11 protein-coding genes are annotated in these 15695 nt (G+C 64.1%); 5 read left to right on the forward strand and 6 right to left on the reverse strand.

Annotation, left to right across the window (positions count from 1 at the left end):
* Positions 1-638: 638 nt before the first annotated feature.
* From LQK84_RS24500 to LQK84_RS24520, 5 genes are all read left to right on the forward strand, one after another.
* Positions 639-1784 (forward strand): ABC transporter ATP-binding protein, encoded by a 1146-nt coding sequence (locus LQK84_RS24500; RefSeq protein ID WP_230831417.1) that lies wholly within the window; start codon positions 639-641, stop codon positions 1782-1784.
* Positions 1781-2707 carry a carbohydrate ABC transporter permease gene (locus tag LQK84_RS24505; RefSeq protein WP_230831418.1) on the forward strand — a complete coding sequence of 309 codons (927 nt, stop codon included), beginning with the start codon at positions 1781-1783 and terminating at the stop codon, positions 2705-2707. The genes LQK84_RS24500 and LQK84_RS24505 overlap by 4 nt, the downstream gene beginning before the upstream one ends.
* Positions 2707-3522: a carbohydrate ABC transporter permease gene (locus LQK84_RS24510; protein WP_230831419.1), complete on the forward strand. Its 816-nt coding sequence runs from the start codon at positions 2707-2709 to the stop codon at positions 3520-3522. The genes LQK84_RS24505 and LQK84_RS24510 overlap by 1 nt, the downstream gene beginning before the upstream one ends.
* Positions 3523-3560: 38 nt before the next feature.
* Positions 3561-4862, forward strand: a complete 1302-nt coding sequence (locus tag LQK84_RS24515) for an ABC transporter substrate-binding protein (protein ID WP_230831420.1) — start codon at positions 3561-3563, stop codon at positions 4860-4862.
* A 69-nt stretch (positions 4863-4931) separates the two neighbouring features.
* Entirely contained in the window at positions 4932-5732 is an 801-nt protein-coding gene (locus LQK84_RS24520; protein WP_230831421.1) for a phosphodiesterase, read from the forward strand.
* A 27-nt stretch (positions 5733-5759) separates the two neighbouring features.
* Here LQK84_RS24520 and LQK84_RS24525 read toward each other — a convergent pair whose 3' ends face one another.
* The 6 genes from LQK84_RS24525 to LQK84_RS24550 all read right to left on the reverse strand — a co-directional run.
* The gene (locus LQK84_RS24525; RefSeq protein WP_230831422.1) at positions 5760-8834 is read right to left on the reverse strand and encodes an AAA family ATPase; all 3075 of its coding nucleotides are present in this window, start codon (positions 8832-8834) and stop codon (positions 5760-5762) included.
* Positions 8831-9973: an exonuclease SbcCD subunit D gene (locus LQK84_RS24530; RefSeq protein ID WP_230831423.1), complete on the reverse strand. Its 1143-nt coding sequence runs from the start codon at positions 9971-9973 to the stop codon at positions 8831-8833. The genes LQK84_RS24525 and LQK84_RS24530 overlap by 4 nt, the downstream gene beginning before the upstream one ends.
* 35 nt (positions 9974-10008) lie before the next feature.
* Positions 10009-10734, reverse strand: coding sequence for a hypothetical protein (locus tag LQK84_RS24535; protein WP_230831424.1), 726 nt, complete (start codon positions 10732-10734; stop codon positions 10009-10011).
* A 216-nt stretch (positions 10735-10950) separates the two neighbouring features.
* Positions 10951-12111, reverse strand: coding sequence for a UDP-galactopyranose mutase (gene glf / locus LQK84_RS24540; protein ID WP_230831425.1), 1161 nt, complete (start codon positions 12109-12111; stop codon positions 10951-10953).
* On the reverse strand, positions 12108-14162 hold the full coding sequence (locus LQK84_RS24545; RefSeq protein WP_230831426.1) for an O-linked N-acetylglucosamine transferase, SPINDLY family protein: 2055 nt from the start codon (positions 14160-14162) through the stop codon (positions 12108-12110). The genes glf and LQK84_RS24545 overlap by 4 nt, the downstream gene beginning before the upstream one ends.
* Before the next feature lie 188 nt (positions 14163-14350).
* The coding region (locus LQK84_RS24550; RefSeq protein WP_442967019.1) for a beta strand repeat-containing protein at positions 14351-15695 on the reverse strand (1345 nt) is incomplete at its 5' end.

The following is a 15695-nucleotide window of genomic DNA, read 5'->3' on the forward strand; positions in this document are numbered from 1 at the left end:
CCTCCTGCTCGCGCAGCACCCCAATAATCTGCTCTTCTGTAAATCTCTGCTTCTTCATAAGTCCGTCCTCAATGGGCCGAACTCTAATCAATTTTGGAGGAAATTCTCAGTGGCAGGTCAGTGTTCTGCGAGCACCCATCGGGCTGTCGAGGAGACGCCCAAACAAGGCCCTTGAGATCTTGTAACGTGCTCTGTATCGTTGGCGGTATCGAAATCGCGCAGATTTCTCAGGGCCTTGCGCCAAGATATTGGAATCTTTGTATCTGGAGGAGAGTCCCACCCTCTCCGCCACTATTTTCAGGCACTCTTCTTAATTTTACCCCCAACCGATTGAGCGGCAGGCTCTCCTCGGAGCAGCACGCCGCAAAACAGGGCCGGCCTCATGAGAGATAGCCGTTGGTCTCTTGGAGAGCATCGTTGAGGTATCGTGGCTTGTCCGCAAAGCCTCCCCTGCATGACATAATCCGTCGCATCGGGACGCCTGAGGCACACTGCGAATGCCCCGGGGAAACGATCCGTTTCGCGCGTCGATTGTCGCCGGCCCCGCCTGTCTCGCGCCGTCACCAAACTTTCTTGCAAATGTCGCCCGGCTGTCACCGAGAGGTTCCATTAGCGCCCTTGAACAAAGGAGGGTCGAGATGGCACCCCGCGCGGTCGAACTACGTGGAATTGGCAAAGGCTTTGGGGCGGATGACGTTCTGAAGGATATTGATCTGTCTGTGCGCCCGGGCGAATTCCTGTCGCTTGTGGGCATGTCCGGCTGCGGCAAGTCCACGCTTCTTCGCATCATTGCCGGGCTGGAACAGCCCGACCGCGGCAAGGTGGTGATCGGCGGCGAGGATGTGACGGGGCTCGATCCGAGCGATCGCAACCTTGCCATGGTCTTCCAGTCCTATGCGCTTTATCCGCACATGACGGTTCGGCAGAACATTGCCACGCCGCTGCGCATGCGCCGCCTCACGCTTGCAGCGCGGCTGCCGCTCGTCGGGCGTCTGTCGGCGCCCGCGCAAAGCCTGCGCGAGATTGACGAGGCCGTTGCCGCTGCTGCCACCCTGCTGCAGATCGACCATCTGCTCGACCGCAAGCCCGCCCAGCTTTCGGGCGGCCAGCGGCAGCGCGTGGCGCTGGCGCGAGCCCTCGTGCGCGAACCCGCCGCCTTCCTGATGGACGAACCGCTGTCCAATCTCGACGCCAAGCTGCGCGCCCATATGCGCGACGAACTCGCCGGACTGCATCGCCGTCTCGGCGCGACATTCATCTATGTCACCCACGATCAGGTCGAGGCGATGACCATGTCGGACCGCATCGCGCTGATGTCGGAAGGCCGCATCGAGCAGCTGGGAACGCCGGATGAGCTCTACCGGCGACCCGCGACGCTGACGGTCGCGCGCTTCATCGGATCGCCGTCGATCAATCTCCTGCCGGTCGACATTTCCGGCGAAGGCCGCATCCATAGCCACGGTCACGATCTCGGGCTCGCCGTGAACGATCGCAAGGGTGCTGCCGCAACGCTCGGTCTGCGCCCGGAAGATCTTCACCCGGCTAAGACCGGAATGGCCGTCCGCATCGTGCGCAGCGAAATGCACGGCGCAGACCGCTTCGTCCATTGCCATCTGATGAAGGACGAGGCCGTGCGGATCACCGTGCGGCTGACAGCCGGCGCGCCGCTCGATGCCGATGCGGATGGGCTCCTCCATCTCGGTTTCCGGCGGGAAAATGCGCATCTCTTCGGCGATGACGGCCTGCGCCGAGCGCTGGCCGAACGGGACGAGGTGGCCGCATGACGGTGATCGAGGCAGGTCAGGTTCCCGCCGCCGCGGCATCGACGCCGCGCAGGCGCGCCGAAAGCCGCAAGGCCTGGCGCGGGCTGGCCTTCGTCGCCCCCGCCGTTGTGCTGCTTGTCGCCATCTACATCATCCCGATCGTCGTGCTCGCCGGATTTTCGGTCACGGATTACAAGCTTGGCGCCCTGTCGTTTCACATGGTCGGCATCGGCAATTTCGTGAAGGCCTTTCACGATCCGGTCTTCCTCCGGTCGCTCGCCAATACGGCGATCTACGTGGCGATCGTCATTCCCTTCGGCGTGTTCCTGGCGCTTGGCGTCGCCCTGCTGGTCCATGCCCGCAAGCGCAGCCGCGCCTTCTGGGAGGCCGCCTATTTTCTCCCCGTGACGGCAACGCTGGTGGCAATGGCCACCGTCTGGCAGTTCCTGCTGCATCCCTCCATCGGCCCCGTCAATGCGGCCATCAAATGGTTCGGCTTCGAGCCGGTCTCCTTCCTGTCCAACCCGACGCTCCTCATTCCTTCGATGGCGGCGATCGGTGTCTGGCAGGTTCTGGGCTTCAACATGGTGCTGTTTCTGGCGGGCCTCACCGCGATCCCGAAGGACCTCTACGAGGCAGCAAGGCTTGATGGTGCGAAACACCCGATCGACCGGTTCCTGACCGTCACATGGCCGATGCTGGGCCCGACCACGCTCTTCGTGGCGGTAACGACGTCGATTTCCGCCTTCAAGGTCTTCGAGACGGTCGCGGTGCTGACCAAGGGCCGCTCCGGCTCCGAAGTCCTGCTCTTCGAGCTTTATCTGGAAGGCTTCGAATATTCCAACACGGGCTATGCGGCGGCGCTGACGCTGATCTTCCTCGCCATCATTCTCGTCCTGTCGATCGGCCAGACATTCTACCTGGATCGCAAGGTGCACTACTGATGCTGCGCAAATATAGCCCCCATCTGGTCCTGACGGCAGGCGCCTGCCTCATGCTCCTGCCCTTCTACTGGATGTTCCTCACCTCCATCCGGTCGCCGGCCGAGATCTTTGACGTCTCGCTCTGGCCGATCCCGAAGAATTTCGATGCGGTGAAGAATTACGGCGCGGCCCTGGCGCAGGCGCCGATGGGCCGCTTCATGCTGAACGGGGTCATCGTCTGCGGCGGCATTCTCATCGTGCAGATCCTGACCGCCGTGCCGGCAGCCTATGCGCTTGCCAAGATCAGGTTTCCGGGCCGGAAGCTGCTGATGGGCCTCGTCATCGCCGCGCTCTGCGTGCCGATACAGGCGCTGGCCCTGCCGCTCTTCGTGGGTCTGGCAAAGGCGCAGCTGCTCAACACCTATTTCGCCATGATGGCCCCCTTCTTCCTCTCGGTCTTCGCCATCTTCCTGTTTCACCAGTCTTTCCGCAGCTACCCCGACGAAATCATCGAGGCGGCGCGCATGGATGGGTTCTCGGAAATGGAGATCTGCTGGGGGCTGGTGCTGCGCGGTTCGCTGCCGTCCGTGGCGGCCTTCTCCGTCTTCTCGCTGGTGGCCCACTGGAACGATCTCTACTGGCCGATGATCGTCATTTCGCAGCCAGAACTCGCGCCGCCGCCGCTCGGAATGCTGTTCTTCGCCGACATCGAATCCGGCGCCAATTATGGGGCGCTGATGGCAGGCGCGACGCTGATCACGCTCCCGATGCTCGTCTGCTTCCTCCTGGCGCGCCGCCATTTCATCGCCGGGATCACCATGACCGGCGTTAAGTAACCCTCTCCTCCTCCCAACCCAACTCCCTGGAGCTCCTCATGAAAATCAATCGACGCATGGTGCTGGGCAGCCTTGCCGGCATTGCCGCCGCAACGCTTTCCGGGCTTTCCGCCCCGGCCAGCGCCGCAGACCAGATCACGCTCAACGTGCTCTACAACCTGCCGGGCTTCACGAAATTCCATCAGCCGCTGGCTGACGAGTTCATGAAGAACAATCCCGACGTCAAGATCAACTTCCTGGCGCCTGCCGCCAGCTACAATGACGGCCAGCAGCAGGTGCTGCGCGCCGCCGTCACCGGCAATCTGCCGGACGTCTATTTCTCCGGCTACAACATGACGGCCGAACTGGTGCACACGCTGCTGCCGCGCCAGCAGATCACCGACCTCACGCCCTTCATCGCGGCTGAAGGCGGTCAGGCCTTCCTCGACAAGAACTATTCGCCGAAGATGGCCGCGCTGGGCCAGATCGACGGCAAGCAGTTCGGCCTGCCGGTCAATGCATCCTCGCCGATCATGTACATCAATGCCGATCTGGTGAAGAAGGCCGGCGGCGACCCGGACAACATGCCCACGACCTTCCCGGAGCTGATCGCGCTTGCCAAGAAGATCCATGCGCTCGATCCCAAGATCGCCGGCATGGGCTATGACATCAACGGCTGGCCGGATGACTGGCTGTGGCAGTCGCTGGTCTTCGAACAGGGCGGCAAGCTGGTCGACGAAGCCAACAAGAAGGTGGCCTTCGACAACGAGGTCGGCCTGAACGCGCTGAAAATGGCACGCCAGTTCGTGACCGAAGGCGGCCAGAACCTGCTCGACTGGGACCAGTCCCGCCAGCAGTTCGGCGCTGGCCTCACCGGCTTCATCTTCTCCACGCCTGCCCATGTCCAGACCATCGAAGGCCTGGTCGGCACCCGCTTCCCGCTGAAGACCGCCGTCTTCCCGCTGGACAACAAGGAAAAGGGTGGCGTGCCGACGGGCGGCAACTCCGCCGTGATCCTGACCCAGGACAAGGCCAAGCAGGACGCGGCCTGGAAGTATCTGAAGTGGATCACCGGCCCTCAGGCGCAGAACACGATCGTGCGCATCACCGGCTACCTGCCGACGAACAAGCTGGCAACCGGCCCCGACTATCTGGCGCCCTACTATGCCGAGCATCCGAATGTGAAGACGGCTTCGCTGCAGGCTGACCGCTCGCTTCCCTGGGCCGGCTATCCGGGCGGCGATTCTGTCCGCATCTGGCGCACCCAGCGCGACATCATCGGTTCGGTCATGCGCGGCGACGTGACGCCGGAAGCCGGCCTGAAGCAGATGGTCGAGCAGACCAACGCATTGATGCAATAAGAAGAAACGCGAACGCGGCTGCTGGAGGGTCTCCTTCAGCAGCCGTTTTCATTCGCAGGGCACCGTCTCATGAAAATCATCCAGATCACCGACACCCACCTCGTCCAGTCCGGCATTACCGTCAATGGCGTCGATCCGGAGCGGCAGCTTCGCGCAGTCATTTCCGACATATTGGCGAAGCACGCCGATGCCGACCTTCTGGTGATCACGGGCGACCTTTGCAATGACGGCGAGCCTGCGGCCTATGCTCTCCTGAAGGAGATCATCGCGCCGGTTCCTTTCGAAGTGAGGCTGCTGCTTGGCAACCACGATGCACGCGCACCTTTCATCGACGCCTTTCCCGATCATCCGCGGGACGCAAACGGCTTCATCCAGTCCTTCATCGATACGCCGCATGGCCGCCTGATCTTTCTCGACAGCCATGAGAAGGGCGTGATCGGCGGCATCTTTGGCGAAGATCGCATGGCTTTTGCCGAAGAGGCGCTGGCAGGCGCCGGCGAGCTACCGGCCACGATATTCATTCACCACCCGCCGATGGACTGCGGTATCGCGCATTTCGACCGCATCGGCATGCATGACGACGGGCGCCTGATGCGCAGGCTTGCCGCTCATGCGCCGGGGCTGCGCCAGATCGTGTTTGGCCATATCCACGTGCCGATGACCGGCGTGAGTGCCGAGGGTGTTCCCTACAGCTCGGGGCAGGCCTGCGCCCACCGCTTCATCACCGATCTCGACAAGCCCGATCCGCTGTGGACCGGCGGCAATCCCTGCTACCGCATCCTGCTTCTGGACGAACAGGGCTTCCGCGCCTACGCGGCGGAGGCGGGCCAGACTGTGACGGGACAGGCACCGATCTGCGAAGGTCCCTGATCCTCGGGCATCATCGGTGTCAAACAGCTAGAGGACGCCCCGCGTTTCCACGCTGCTGCCGGCAAGCTGCTTGCGAACGTAGAAGCCATTGGGGATCGCCTCCTGCACCAGCGGCACATGCGAGATGAGGCCGACGGCGCGGTTCTGGCTGACCAGCGTGCCGAGCACCTGAAGCACGATATCCAGCGTCCCGGAACCGTTCTCCGTATCGAGACTGCCGAAGCCCTCGTCGATGAAGATCGTGTCGAGCCGCACCTTGCCGCTGGCGCTTTCCACCACATCGGCCAGTCCGAGCGCGAGCGCCAGGGCCGCGATGAAGGTCTCGCCGCCCGAGAGCGTCGCCGTCGGGCGGGCCTTGCCTGTATGGCTGTCGAAGGCCTGGATGCCGAGCCCGCGCCGGCCACGGCCGCCGCCCTCCAGATCGCGCTCCAGCCGGTAACGATGCGCGGTCATGGGGCCAAGCCGCATGTTGGCAGCGGCGAGAACCTGATCGAACATCGCACCGATCGCGAAGGTTTCAAGATCGAGCTTCTGCGGATTGTCGCCGTTGAAAAGCGCCGCAAGGTTTCGAAGCGGACCGGAAGCGGCTTCCGCCGCGTCAAGCTTGCGCAGCGTCTCGGCCAATTCGTCGCGGAGCCGGACGCGATGCTGCAGCCGTTGCTCCGCTCCGGCGCGGGTCTTGACCGCGTCATTCATGCGCTGCTCGGCCGCCTCGGTTTCAAGCTTGAGCACCGGGACGTCCGGAGGCACCTGGCCTGCAACGAGATCGGCGGCCTTGGCTGCCGCATCCTCCACCGCCACGATCCTGCGGCGATAATTCTCGATCCGCTCCCGATCGCTTTCGATCGTGTCGAAGAAGGCTTTCAGCTGTCGGTATTCGTCTTCCGCAAGCCCCGCCTCGGCAAGCCGTGCCTCAAAGACGCCAAGCGAACGGACATGGCGTTCGGCGGCAAGGTCACGCGCCGTGACCGCCGCCTCGACATCCTTGCCGGCGCCGAGGGCCGCTTCCCGGGCCGACACGGCCGCCCGCTCGGCTGCATCCCGCGCCTCGGCGCGACCGGTCAGGTCGAGCTTCACACGGGCCTGCCGGTCGGCAAGGGCGGACTTCCTGAGTAAGTCCTGGGGCACATCCGAGAGCATTTCCTCAAGCGTCGCCTGGAGGGCGGCGGCATCTCTTGAACCGTCGCTCCAGACATCGCGAAGGCGTGCGGCCTCCGCTTCGCCGGTCTCGAATTCCAGACGCAGACGCTCGATCTCGCCTTCGAGCGCGGCGATATCCACCTCCGGCCCCAGCGCGGACAGGCCGCTCTCTGCGGCGCGGACCTGTTCCTTCAGGCTGAGCGCGGTGTCTTCCGGTCGGGCAAGCCCCTCCAGACGCTCCCGACGCTCGACCAGAAGGCCTGTCGCCACGGCGAGCGCCTGTTCGGTCCGGCGCGTGGCAGCATTGGCGTCCGCAAGGTCGCGCTTCGTGTCGCGAAAGGCCTTGTCGAGACCGGCATGCTCCAGCGCGCCGCTCGCGAGCATCGGATGATCGGTCGAACCACAAACCGGACACGCCTCGCCCGGCGAAAGCCGGGAGGCAAGATGCAGGGCCTGCACCTCCGCGAGAGACCTCTCCGCCGCCTCGAAAGCCTGCAAGGCCAGCACGTCTGCGGCCAGCGCTGCCTGATGGGCGCCGGTCCTGTCCTCCACGTCCTTCACGGCAACCGCGACATCGCGTTCGGCGCGCTCGAAGGCCTCCGCCGCGCCAAGCTGGGCCCGAAGCGTGGAAAGACGCGCGCCGATGTCGCGCCGCTGCATCTCGTGATCGCGGGCCAGCTTGAGCTTCGCGGTCCGGGCTTCGCGGGCCTGACGCAGCCCGTCCAGCCGCTTTTGAAGACCAACGACATTTTCCTGCGCCATCCGCTCGGCCGCCCGGGCCTCCGCCAGCGATTTCGACACGCCCTCCGCCCGGTCAAGCGTAAGCGCCAAGCGACCGAGAACCTCCAGTTCCTGCCGCAGGGCATCGAGTTCGCCCGCGCGCGACATTTCCGCAGCGAGCACGTCCCCGGCACTCTTCTCCCGTGCAGTCGCGCGGGCCAGCGCCTCGGTCACCACCTGCAGCTTGGTCTCGGCCGCGCGGCGATCCGCTGCGTTCTCCGCGACCGCGTTCTCGGCATCCCGCAGAACGCGAGCCCGCTCGGCCCGCACGACGCGCGCTTCGAGCACATCCATCTCCGCCTTGCCTGCCAGAAGACCGGCCAGCAGCTTTCTTGCCTCCTCGGCGGCTACAAATTGCCGCTCCAGCGCTTTCGCCTGTTCGAGCCTCGCCTGCGCCGCCGTCCAGAGGGATCGCGCTTCGGCTTCGGCATCGCGCGCCGCGGCAGAAACCTCCTCCGCCTCGGCAATTCCGGCCACGAGAGCATCCGTGCTTTCAAAGCCCTCCGCCGTCAGACGCCGTGCGCAAATTTCGCGTTCGGCGATCACATGACGCTCGGCCTCGGCAGCCTCCGCCTTCAGCCGGGCTGCAAGGTTCCGGTAAAGCGAGACGTCGAAAAGGTCGCGCAGGATATCCAGCCGTTCCTTCGTCTTCGCGGCCAGAAACTTCTCAAACCGTCCCTGCGGCAGCAGCACGATCTGGCGGAACTGGCTGGCACCATAGCCAAGCAGCTCGGACACGGCCGCATCGACCACCCCGACCTTCTTCTCGGCAATGATCTTGCCCCGTTGTTCTTCCGTGATCGCCTCAAGGGCAAAGCCCGTGGCGTCGAACAAAAACGCCTCGTGGGCGCTGCGCGTTGCGCCATCGCCACGCTGCTTCGGCCGCATCTGTTCGGGACGGCGCAGCACGACGAAGCGCCGCTCGCCGATCTCGAAGACAAATTCGACCTCGGTCGGCAGGGCGGCATCGGCATGGTCGGAGCGGAGCGACGCCGGGTCCTGATCGTCCTTTGCAGCCTCGCCAAAGAGGGCGAAGGTCATGGCGCTGAAAATGGTGGATTTGCCCGACCCCGTCTGCCCGTAGATGCCGAAGAGCCCCGCCTCGACCGCCTCGCGGAAATCGAGAACGACACGATCCGGATAGGGCCCGAAGGCCTGCATGGTCAGCCGCAGCGGTCTCATGCCAGTTCCTCCGCCTGCCGCAGATGATCGAGCCCGTCCTCCACAAGGCCCCGTTCGACCTCGGAGATCGCATCTTCGCGCACGAAGGCGAGAAAATCGCCGACGACTTCCAGCGGGTCGGTCACCGTCACGCGGCCCTCCCCCAGCGCCTTGATCTCGGGGGCGCGCTGATCCCGCTCATAGCGGAGCTCGCAGGCATTCGGAAAATTGACGCGCAGCCGCTTCATCGCGTCGATCACCGGGACGTCATCGGTGAGAACGACCTTGATGAAATCGGTCGAGGGTTCGGCAAGCAGCAGTTCCGCATGCCTGCCCTTGAGGCTGCGAACGCCCCGCAGCGGCCTGAAAGGGAGTTCCGTGATGGTGACGTGTCCGGCGCCATCGATATCGACGATGCTCATCGACTTCTCAGCGCCCACCTCATCGAAACCGAAGGCCAGCGGCGAGCCCGAATAGCGGATATGCGGCACGCCGACAGCCTGCGGCCGGTGCAGATGGCCAAGGGCGACATAATGCGCCCCGTCAAAGATCTCCGGCGACACGGTCTCGACGCCGCCAACCCGCACCAGCGGCCTTTCGCTTTCGCTCACCGCCCCACCGGCGACGAAGGCATGCGCCACGACGATCCAGCGCGCGCCCTCGGGCACATTGCGCCGCGCCGCCGCCACCTGCGCCTTCAATACATCCTCCGGCGTCAGCATTGTTTCGTCGGCAAAACACTCCCGCGCTGCATATTCGTAGCTGAAGGGCAGCGCTGAAAAGGCAACGCTGCCGAACTCGTCTTCAAGCACGAGAGCCTTCTCGTCCGCACTGACGGCACCCCGGATCAGCGCGCGCTTCGCATCCGGCATGATCGACATGGCGGAGATGCGGTCGGCCGAATCGTGATTGCCGGCAATCATCACGACAGCAGCACTCGTCTCCTGCGCCACCCGCGACAGGAAGGCGTTGAACTGCCGGACCGCACTCGCGGGCGGGGCGGCACGATCGTAGATGTCGCCCGCGATGACGAGCACATCGGCATGCTCATCCTTCAGCGCCTGGACGATCTGGCTCAGCACTCCGGACTGATCGTCGTCCAGCGAAATGCCGTTGAACTGGCGCCCCAGATGCAGGTCGGCGGTGTGAAGCAGTCTCATGCGTGGCAATCCATCTCGAAGGAAAGGGCGGCTCGTCAGGCCAGGATGTTGACCGCGCGTGCCGCCACCAGCGCCAGCGTCAGCAGCGAAACGCCGGCTTCCGCCATGCTCAGAAGCTTGGCCCGCGCCGAAAGCGGCATCGTATCCGTCGGAGAAAAGGCCGTCGCCGTTGTGAAGGCGACAAAGAGATAGTCAATGAAGCCCGGCGACCAGTCCCGATAGGCGGGATCCGTCAGCGACATCTGCGGAAACAGGAAATCGGCAGCCTGTTTCGATGTGATGCCCCGGCTTGCCGGCCCGCCGCGATCGATGCTCCAGAACCACAGTGCAAAGGCGATGATGTTGGTGAACCAGATGTTCATCGCATCGATCAGCAGGGTCTGCGCCGACCCGGCATGGCCGGTCAGCAGCGCCTTCAGGAGGAAATAGAGCGCAATGGAGTTCATCAGCGTGACGATGATCGTCAGCACCAGCGCCGTGCGCCGGATCACCCGCCGCCACCGGGCAATCAGGTGGAAATGCGCATCGGTCGTCGCATATTTGGCTTTGTTCTGCGTCCATGCCGTCGCGACGGAAAGCGGCAAAAACATCAGCAGCTCCACCCCCGGCGCCAAAAGCTTAGACCACAGGGAGAAATCGTTGACCAGCAGCAACTGCAGAAGCACGATCACCAGGATCGCACCCCGCGCCATCCAGAAATCGGCGGCATGTGTATTGAGGACGTGGTGGTGGTTCTGGCTGGCTGTCTCGGATGTGGACATGAAGAGACCCTTGGGCGGCGCATTCCGGAGTGAGGCGATCGCTTTTCGGGATGAATAGACGTTTGCGGAGACGGATGGAAGCGGAAGCTTGCCGCTGCGCCCAGGGGACGGCGCCCCGATCGGTCCTCTTGGACCCATCAGGTCAGCGTGGCGAAACCTCTGACGCCCGATGCTGTGGCGCAGCGATCGGAACCGACCGCGCCACGGCAGCGCAGATCACCCCATCGCCACGACAAAGGCAGGCATCGTCTCGCCTTTTTCCGTCACGGCCTTGAACCGCCGCGCCGTATCCAGCGCCTCGCGGATCGTCACGTCCATGTCGAGATAGCGGTATGTCCCGAGCCGTCCGGCAAAGGTGACCCCCGTCTCGGCGCTTGCCTTCTCGACATAGTGTGCCAGCAGCGCCTTCTCCTCGACAAGGCGGATCGGGTAATAGGGCGTGTCGCCGGGTTCGCAGGCGCGGGCAAATTCGCGATAGCAGACCGAGCCCTCATGCTGCTCCCAGGGAGCGAAATGCTTGTGCTCGGTGATCCGCGTATAGGGCACCGAGACCTCGCCATAGTTCATCACCGCGCAGCCCTGGTAGTCGCCCTGGAAGGTGAAGCGCTCGAAATCGAGCGTGCGATAGCCAAGACGGCCGTCCTCATAGTCGAAATAGCCGTCGAGCGGACCGCTATAGAAGACATGGGCGTACTCGCCTGCCTGGTCGCGACGGAAGGTCTCGCCGAGATGCAGCGTGATCGCCGGATGGTCGAGAATGCGCTCCACCATCGCGGTATAGCCATTCTCCGGCATCCCCTGGAAGCGATGGAAGAAATAGTTGTCGTCGTAGTTGAAGCGCACCGGCAACCGCTTCAGGATCGAGGCCGGCAGGGCTGACGGCGCGCAGCCCCACTGCTTGCGCGTATAGCCCTCGAAGAAAGCCTCATAGAGCGCCCGGCCGACAAAGCGCAGCGCCTGTTCCTCGAAGGTCTGCGGATCGGCAATCGACGTATCCGCCTGTTCCTCGATGAAGGCCTTCGCCTCGTCCGGACGCAGCGTCTTGCCGAAGAACTGGTTGATCGTGTGCAGATTGACCGGCAGCGAAAAGACCTGACCGCCAACCGTCGTCTTTACCCGGTTCTTGTAGGGCAGGAAGGTCTCGTAGCGGTTGACGTAGTTCCACACCTCTTCGTCGTCGGTGTGGAAGATATGCGGCCCATAGACATGGACGAGAACGCCCGTCTCGCCATCCCGCTCGGTGTGGCAATTGCCGGCAATATGGCTGCGGCTGTCGAAGACATCGACCTCGTAGCCCGCCTCGGCAAGGTCGCGCGCGATCACCGCGCCGGTGAGCCCCGCCCCGACCGCGGCGATCCTGCGGTGGACGCCCGTCATCGGCGCGCCGCCGCGTCGGCAGTCCAGAGCCGGTCATCGAAGGGGATGGGCGCGAAATCATGGAGCGCTGCAAGCTTGTCGAGATACTGCGCCCGATAGGCCGCATCGTCCTGATAGACCAGATTGGCCTGCACCAGTTCGGCGCCGATCTCGTAATAGGTGTCGAGATTGCGCAGATCCGGCACCGGCGTTTCGCCGCGCTCGGCCTCTTCCTGCATTTCCCAGTAAATGTCTTCCAGCCGGCGCGCGAGGCCCGGCATGTCGCGCAGCACGCTCGTCTCGCGATTGGCAGCAAGCTGGTCGCGCACCGCCTGCAACGACTTCGGATCGCGGCCAAAGGCGATCGCCCGCGCCACATAATCCTCCGGCCCGTTGCAGATGAGGTCCGGGAGGCCCGCTGCATGGACGATCGAATGGCAGAAGCGCGCGGCAAAGGTCTTGCCCGGGAAGGTCAGCACCGGCAGGCCGACGGTCAGCGAATCCGCCGCCGTCGAATGGGCGCCGTAGGGGAAGGTGTCGAGGAAGAGATCGGCGACGCCAACGCGGGCGAGATGCTGCGCATTGCCGGCCTTGGGCGCGAAGATGATCCGCTCCGGCTCGATGCCGGCCGCCTTGGCGAGATCGCGCAGCCGCTGGTCGACGCTGTCTCCACCCGTCAGGATCCAGAGCACGCTCTTCGGCACGGCGGTCAGGATCTGCATCCACTGGCCAAAGGTCGCCTGGGTGATCTTCTGCATGCCGTTGAAGCAGGCATAGACGAAGGCCTTTTCCGGCAGGCCGGCTTCCTTGCGCGACGGCTTGGCGGCGATCAGACGCTTGCGGTCAACCGGCTGCGTGCAGGGAATGTATTTCACCGTCTCGGAATAGTAGACCCGGTTTTCTTCCGGCACCACCAGTTCATCCGTGATCATGTACTGGTGGAACGGGCTGCCCATGGAACCCGGATAACCGCAGAAATTGACGATGACCGGAGCCGGGCGATAGGCGAAGATGCGCGTGCGCGCATGCTTGGTATAGCCGTTGACGTCGATCAGGATGTCGATGTCGTCATCCGCAATCAGCCGCGCGGCCTGCTCGTCCGTCACCTGGCCGATCTCGCGCCAGCAGTCGATCGCCGCCTTCATCCGGTTCTGCGTCGGATCATTGGCAACGGGATCGCCGCAATAATAGGCATAGATCTCGACGCGATCCTTGTCGTGCAGTTCCAGCACCTCGCGCAGCGCAAAGCCGACGGCGTGGTCGCGCAGGTCCGACGAGACATAGCCGACGCGCAACCGCGCGCCTGTCCCGGCCTTGCGGGCGACCGTCTTGCGGGCAAATCCGCTCGTATCCGGCCGGCCGACCAGCGACTTGTTGTAGCGATAGGCCTTGGCGAGCTGGAAGATCGGGTCGTCGGAATAGCTGCCGAGCGACAGCGGCGACAGGGCATCGATCAGCTGCCGCAGCGACACGTGATCGGAGGGCGTGAGGATCGGCCATTTGCAGAGCCGCTGGCGGATGGCGCTCCAGTGCTGGCCGGTCTCCAGCTTGTCCGGACGCAGCTCGATCGCCTGCCACATGGAGGGTTCGGCTTCTTCCAGCAGGCCGGCATTTTCCATGACGCGGCCGATATGCTGCAGCACCATGACGCGATGGGCCACCTTGTCCGCCGTCGCTTCTCCCGTCAGTTCGATGAAACTGCGCCATTGATTGATCGCCAGCACGCCGAGCCCGGCATCTTCATAGGCGCGGCCGAGATTGATCTGCGCCTGGCCGAATTTCGGATCGAGCTTGATCGCCATGCGCAGCGCATGGATCGAGCCGGTGAGGTCCCCCGCCTGGCGCACCGTGACGGCATAGTTGAAATAGACGAGATGAAGCAGCGGATGCGCCTCGTTATAGGCGAGCCAGGCCTTGTAGACCTCGATCGCCTCGGCAGGTGCGCCGGCGGCCGAGCGCGCTTCCGCATAGCCGAAAAGATCCGTCACGGAGAGGCGCTGCAGACGCGCCATCTCAATCATGTTCGCAAATGCCGCTGCTGCGTCGGTCCCCTGCACCTGGCCCTCGGTCATGCTTCCCCCAAATCCATTCGTCGCGCGATACCCTTGCTGGGCCGTCGTCATCATGAATAGCCGCAGGAGCTTGCCTTAAGCCTGCCAATGCAAGTCGCGCGAAAGTTGGCGGGACGCGCGGGCGCCAAATGCAGAACGGGCGGATGCATGGCACCCGCCCGTTCAAATCCGTTTACCTGATCGACCGATCAGATCGCTTGGTAGGCGACGACGACGGCTGCCACCTGATCGTCAAGCATGGCCTGGATCTGCGAGGTCTTCAGCGCCTGCAGCTGGCTGCTCGACAGGTTCGCGATATCGGTCGTGGAAAGACCAGTGATCGCCGTCGTGCTGATCGCTGCGATATCGCCCGTCGCAAAGGTGGCGATATCGTCGGTGCCGAGCGCTGCGATCTGGGTGGAGCGCAATGCTGCGACCTGGGCAGACGTCAGTGCCTCGGCCTGCGCCGTCGACAAGGCGGCGATCTGCGTGCTCGTCAGGCCTGAGACACCGGAGGTACTGAGCGCTGCGACCTGCGTCGTCGTCAGAGCGGCGATATCCGTCGTCGTCATGGCGCCGACCTGCGAGGAGGTCATGGCCCCGATCTGCGTCGTGGTGAGGGCGCCGAGCTGGGCGGTCGTCAGAGCCGCCACCTGCCCCGTGGTCAGAGCGCCGACCTGTGCTGTCGTCAAGGCTGCAACCTGAGCTGTTGACAGCGTCGCAAAGCCTGCCGTCGTCATGCCGGCGATCGCCTTCGTAGTGATTGCCGCCACTTCGGCGGTCGTCATGGCGGCGATATCCGCCGTGACGAAGGCCGCCATCTGGCTCGAACCCAGAGCCGCGACCTGGGCTGTCGAGAAGGCTGCCACCTGGGCCGTCGTCAGCGCGCCGATCTGGGCGGAGGTGATACTGGCAAGCGAAGCCGGCTTGATCGCACCAAGCTGGGTCGTCGTCAGAGCTGCGACATTGTCGGTGCTGAGCGCGGCAACCTGGTTCGTTGTCAGGGCTCCGAGCTGCGTGGTCGTGATGACGGCGATCTGCGTGGTCGTCAAGGCATGAACCTGCCCTGTTGTTAGTTCGGCGACCTGACCGGTTGTGAGGGCTGCAACCTGACCTGTGGAGAGGGTTGCGACGTTTGTGGTCGAGAGGCCCGTGAGCGCCTTCGCGTTCAGCGCCGCGACATTGCCCGTTGTGAGGACGGCGAGGTTGGCGGACGAGATGGCGGCCATCTGGGTCGAGGTCAGAGCACCCGCCTGACCGGTTGTGAGGGCAGCGACCTGCCCGGTGGTCAGGACACCGACCTGGGCCGATGTGAGGCCGGAGATCGAGGTGGCCTTCACGGCGGCCAGCTGGCCGGTGGTCAGCGCCGCAACGTCCGTCGTCGTCATCGCACCAAGCTGGGTGGAGGACAGGGCCCCCATCTGGCCGGTAGTGACGACGGCAAGCTGGGCCGTGGTCAGCGAAGCGATCTGGCCCGTCGTGAGCGCACCGACCTGAGCGGTCGTCAGCGCGGCAATCTGGCCGGTCGACAGCGTGGCGAAGTTGGCGGTCGAG

It is taken from the genome of Rhizobium sp. C4, assembly GCF_021026315.1.
Classification (GTDB): Bacteria; Pseudomonadota; Alphaproteobacteria; order Rhizobiales; family Rhizobiaceae; genus Ensifer_A.

What these genes read in the sequence shown, in the direction of transcription:
- LQK84_RS24510 (WP_230831419.1), top strand. Translation starts at nt 2,707, where the DNA reads ATGCTGCGCAAATATAGCCCCCATCTGGTCCTGACGGCAGGCGCCTGC.
- LQK84_RS24545 (WP_230831426.1), bottom strand. Translation starts at nt 14,162, where the DNA reads ATGACCGAGGGCCAGGTGCAGGGGACCGACGCAGCAGCGGCATTTGCG.
- LQK84_RS24520 (WP_230831421.1), top strand. Translation starts at nt 4,932, where the DNA reads ATGAAAATCATCCAGATCACCGACACCCACCTCGTCCAGTCCGGCATT.
- LQK84_RS24515 (WP_230831420.1), top strand. Translation starts at nt 3,561, where the DNA reads ATGAAAATCAATCGACGCATGGTGCTGGGCAGCCTTGCCGGCATTGCC.
- LQK84_RS24500 (WP_230831417.1), top strand. Translation starts at nt 639, where the DNA reads ATGGCACCCCGCGCGGTCGAACTACGTGGAATTGGCAAAGGCTTTGGG.
- glf (WP_230831425.1), bottom strand. Translation starts at nt 12,111, where the DNA reads ATGACGGGCGTCCACCGCAGGATCGCCGCGGTCGGGGCGGGGCTCACC.
- LQK84_RS24535 (WP_230831424.1), bottom strand. Translation starts at nt 10,734, where the DNA reads ATGTCCACATCCGAGACAGCCAGCCAGAACCACCACCACGTCCTCAAT.
- LQK84_RS24530 (WP_230831423.1), bottom strand. Translation starts at nt 9,973, where the DNA reads ATGAGACTGCTTCACACCGCCGACCTGCATCTGGGGCGCCAGTTCAAC.
- LQK84_RS24525 (WP_230831422.1), bottom strand. Translation starts at nt 8,834, where the DNA reads ATGAGACCGCTGCGGCTGACCATGCAGGCCTTCGGGCCCTATCCGGAT.
- LQK84_RS24505 (WP_230831418.1), top strand. Translation starts at nt 1,781, where the DNA reads ATGACGGTGATCGAGGCAGGTCAGGTTCCCGCCGCCGCGGCATCGACG.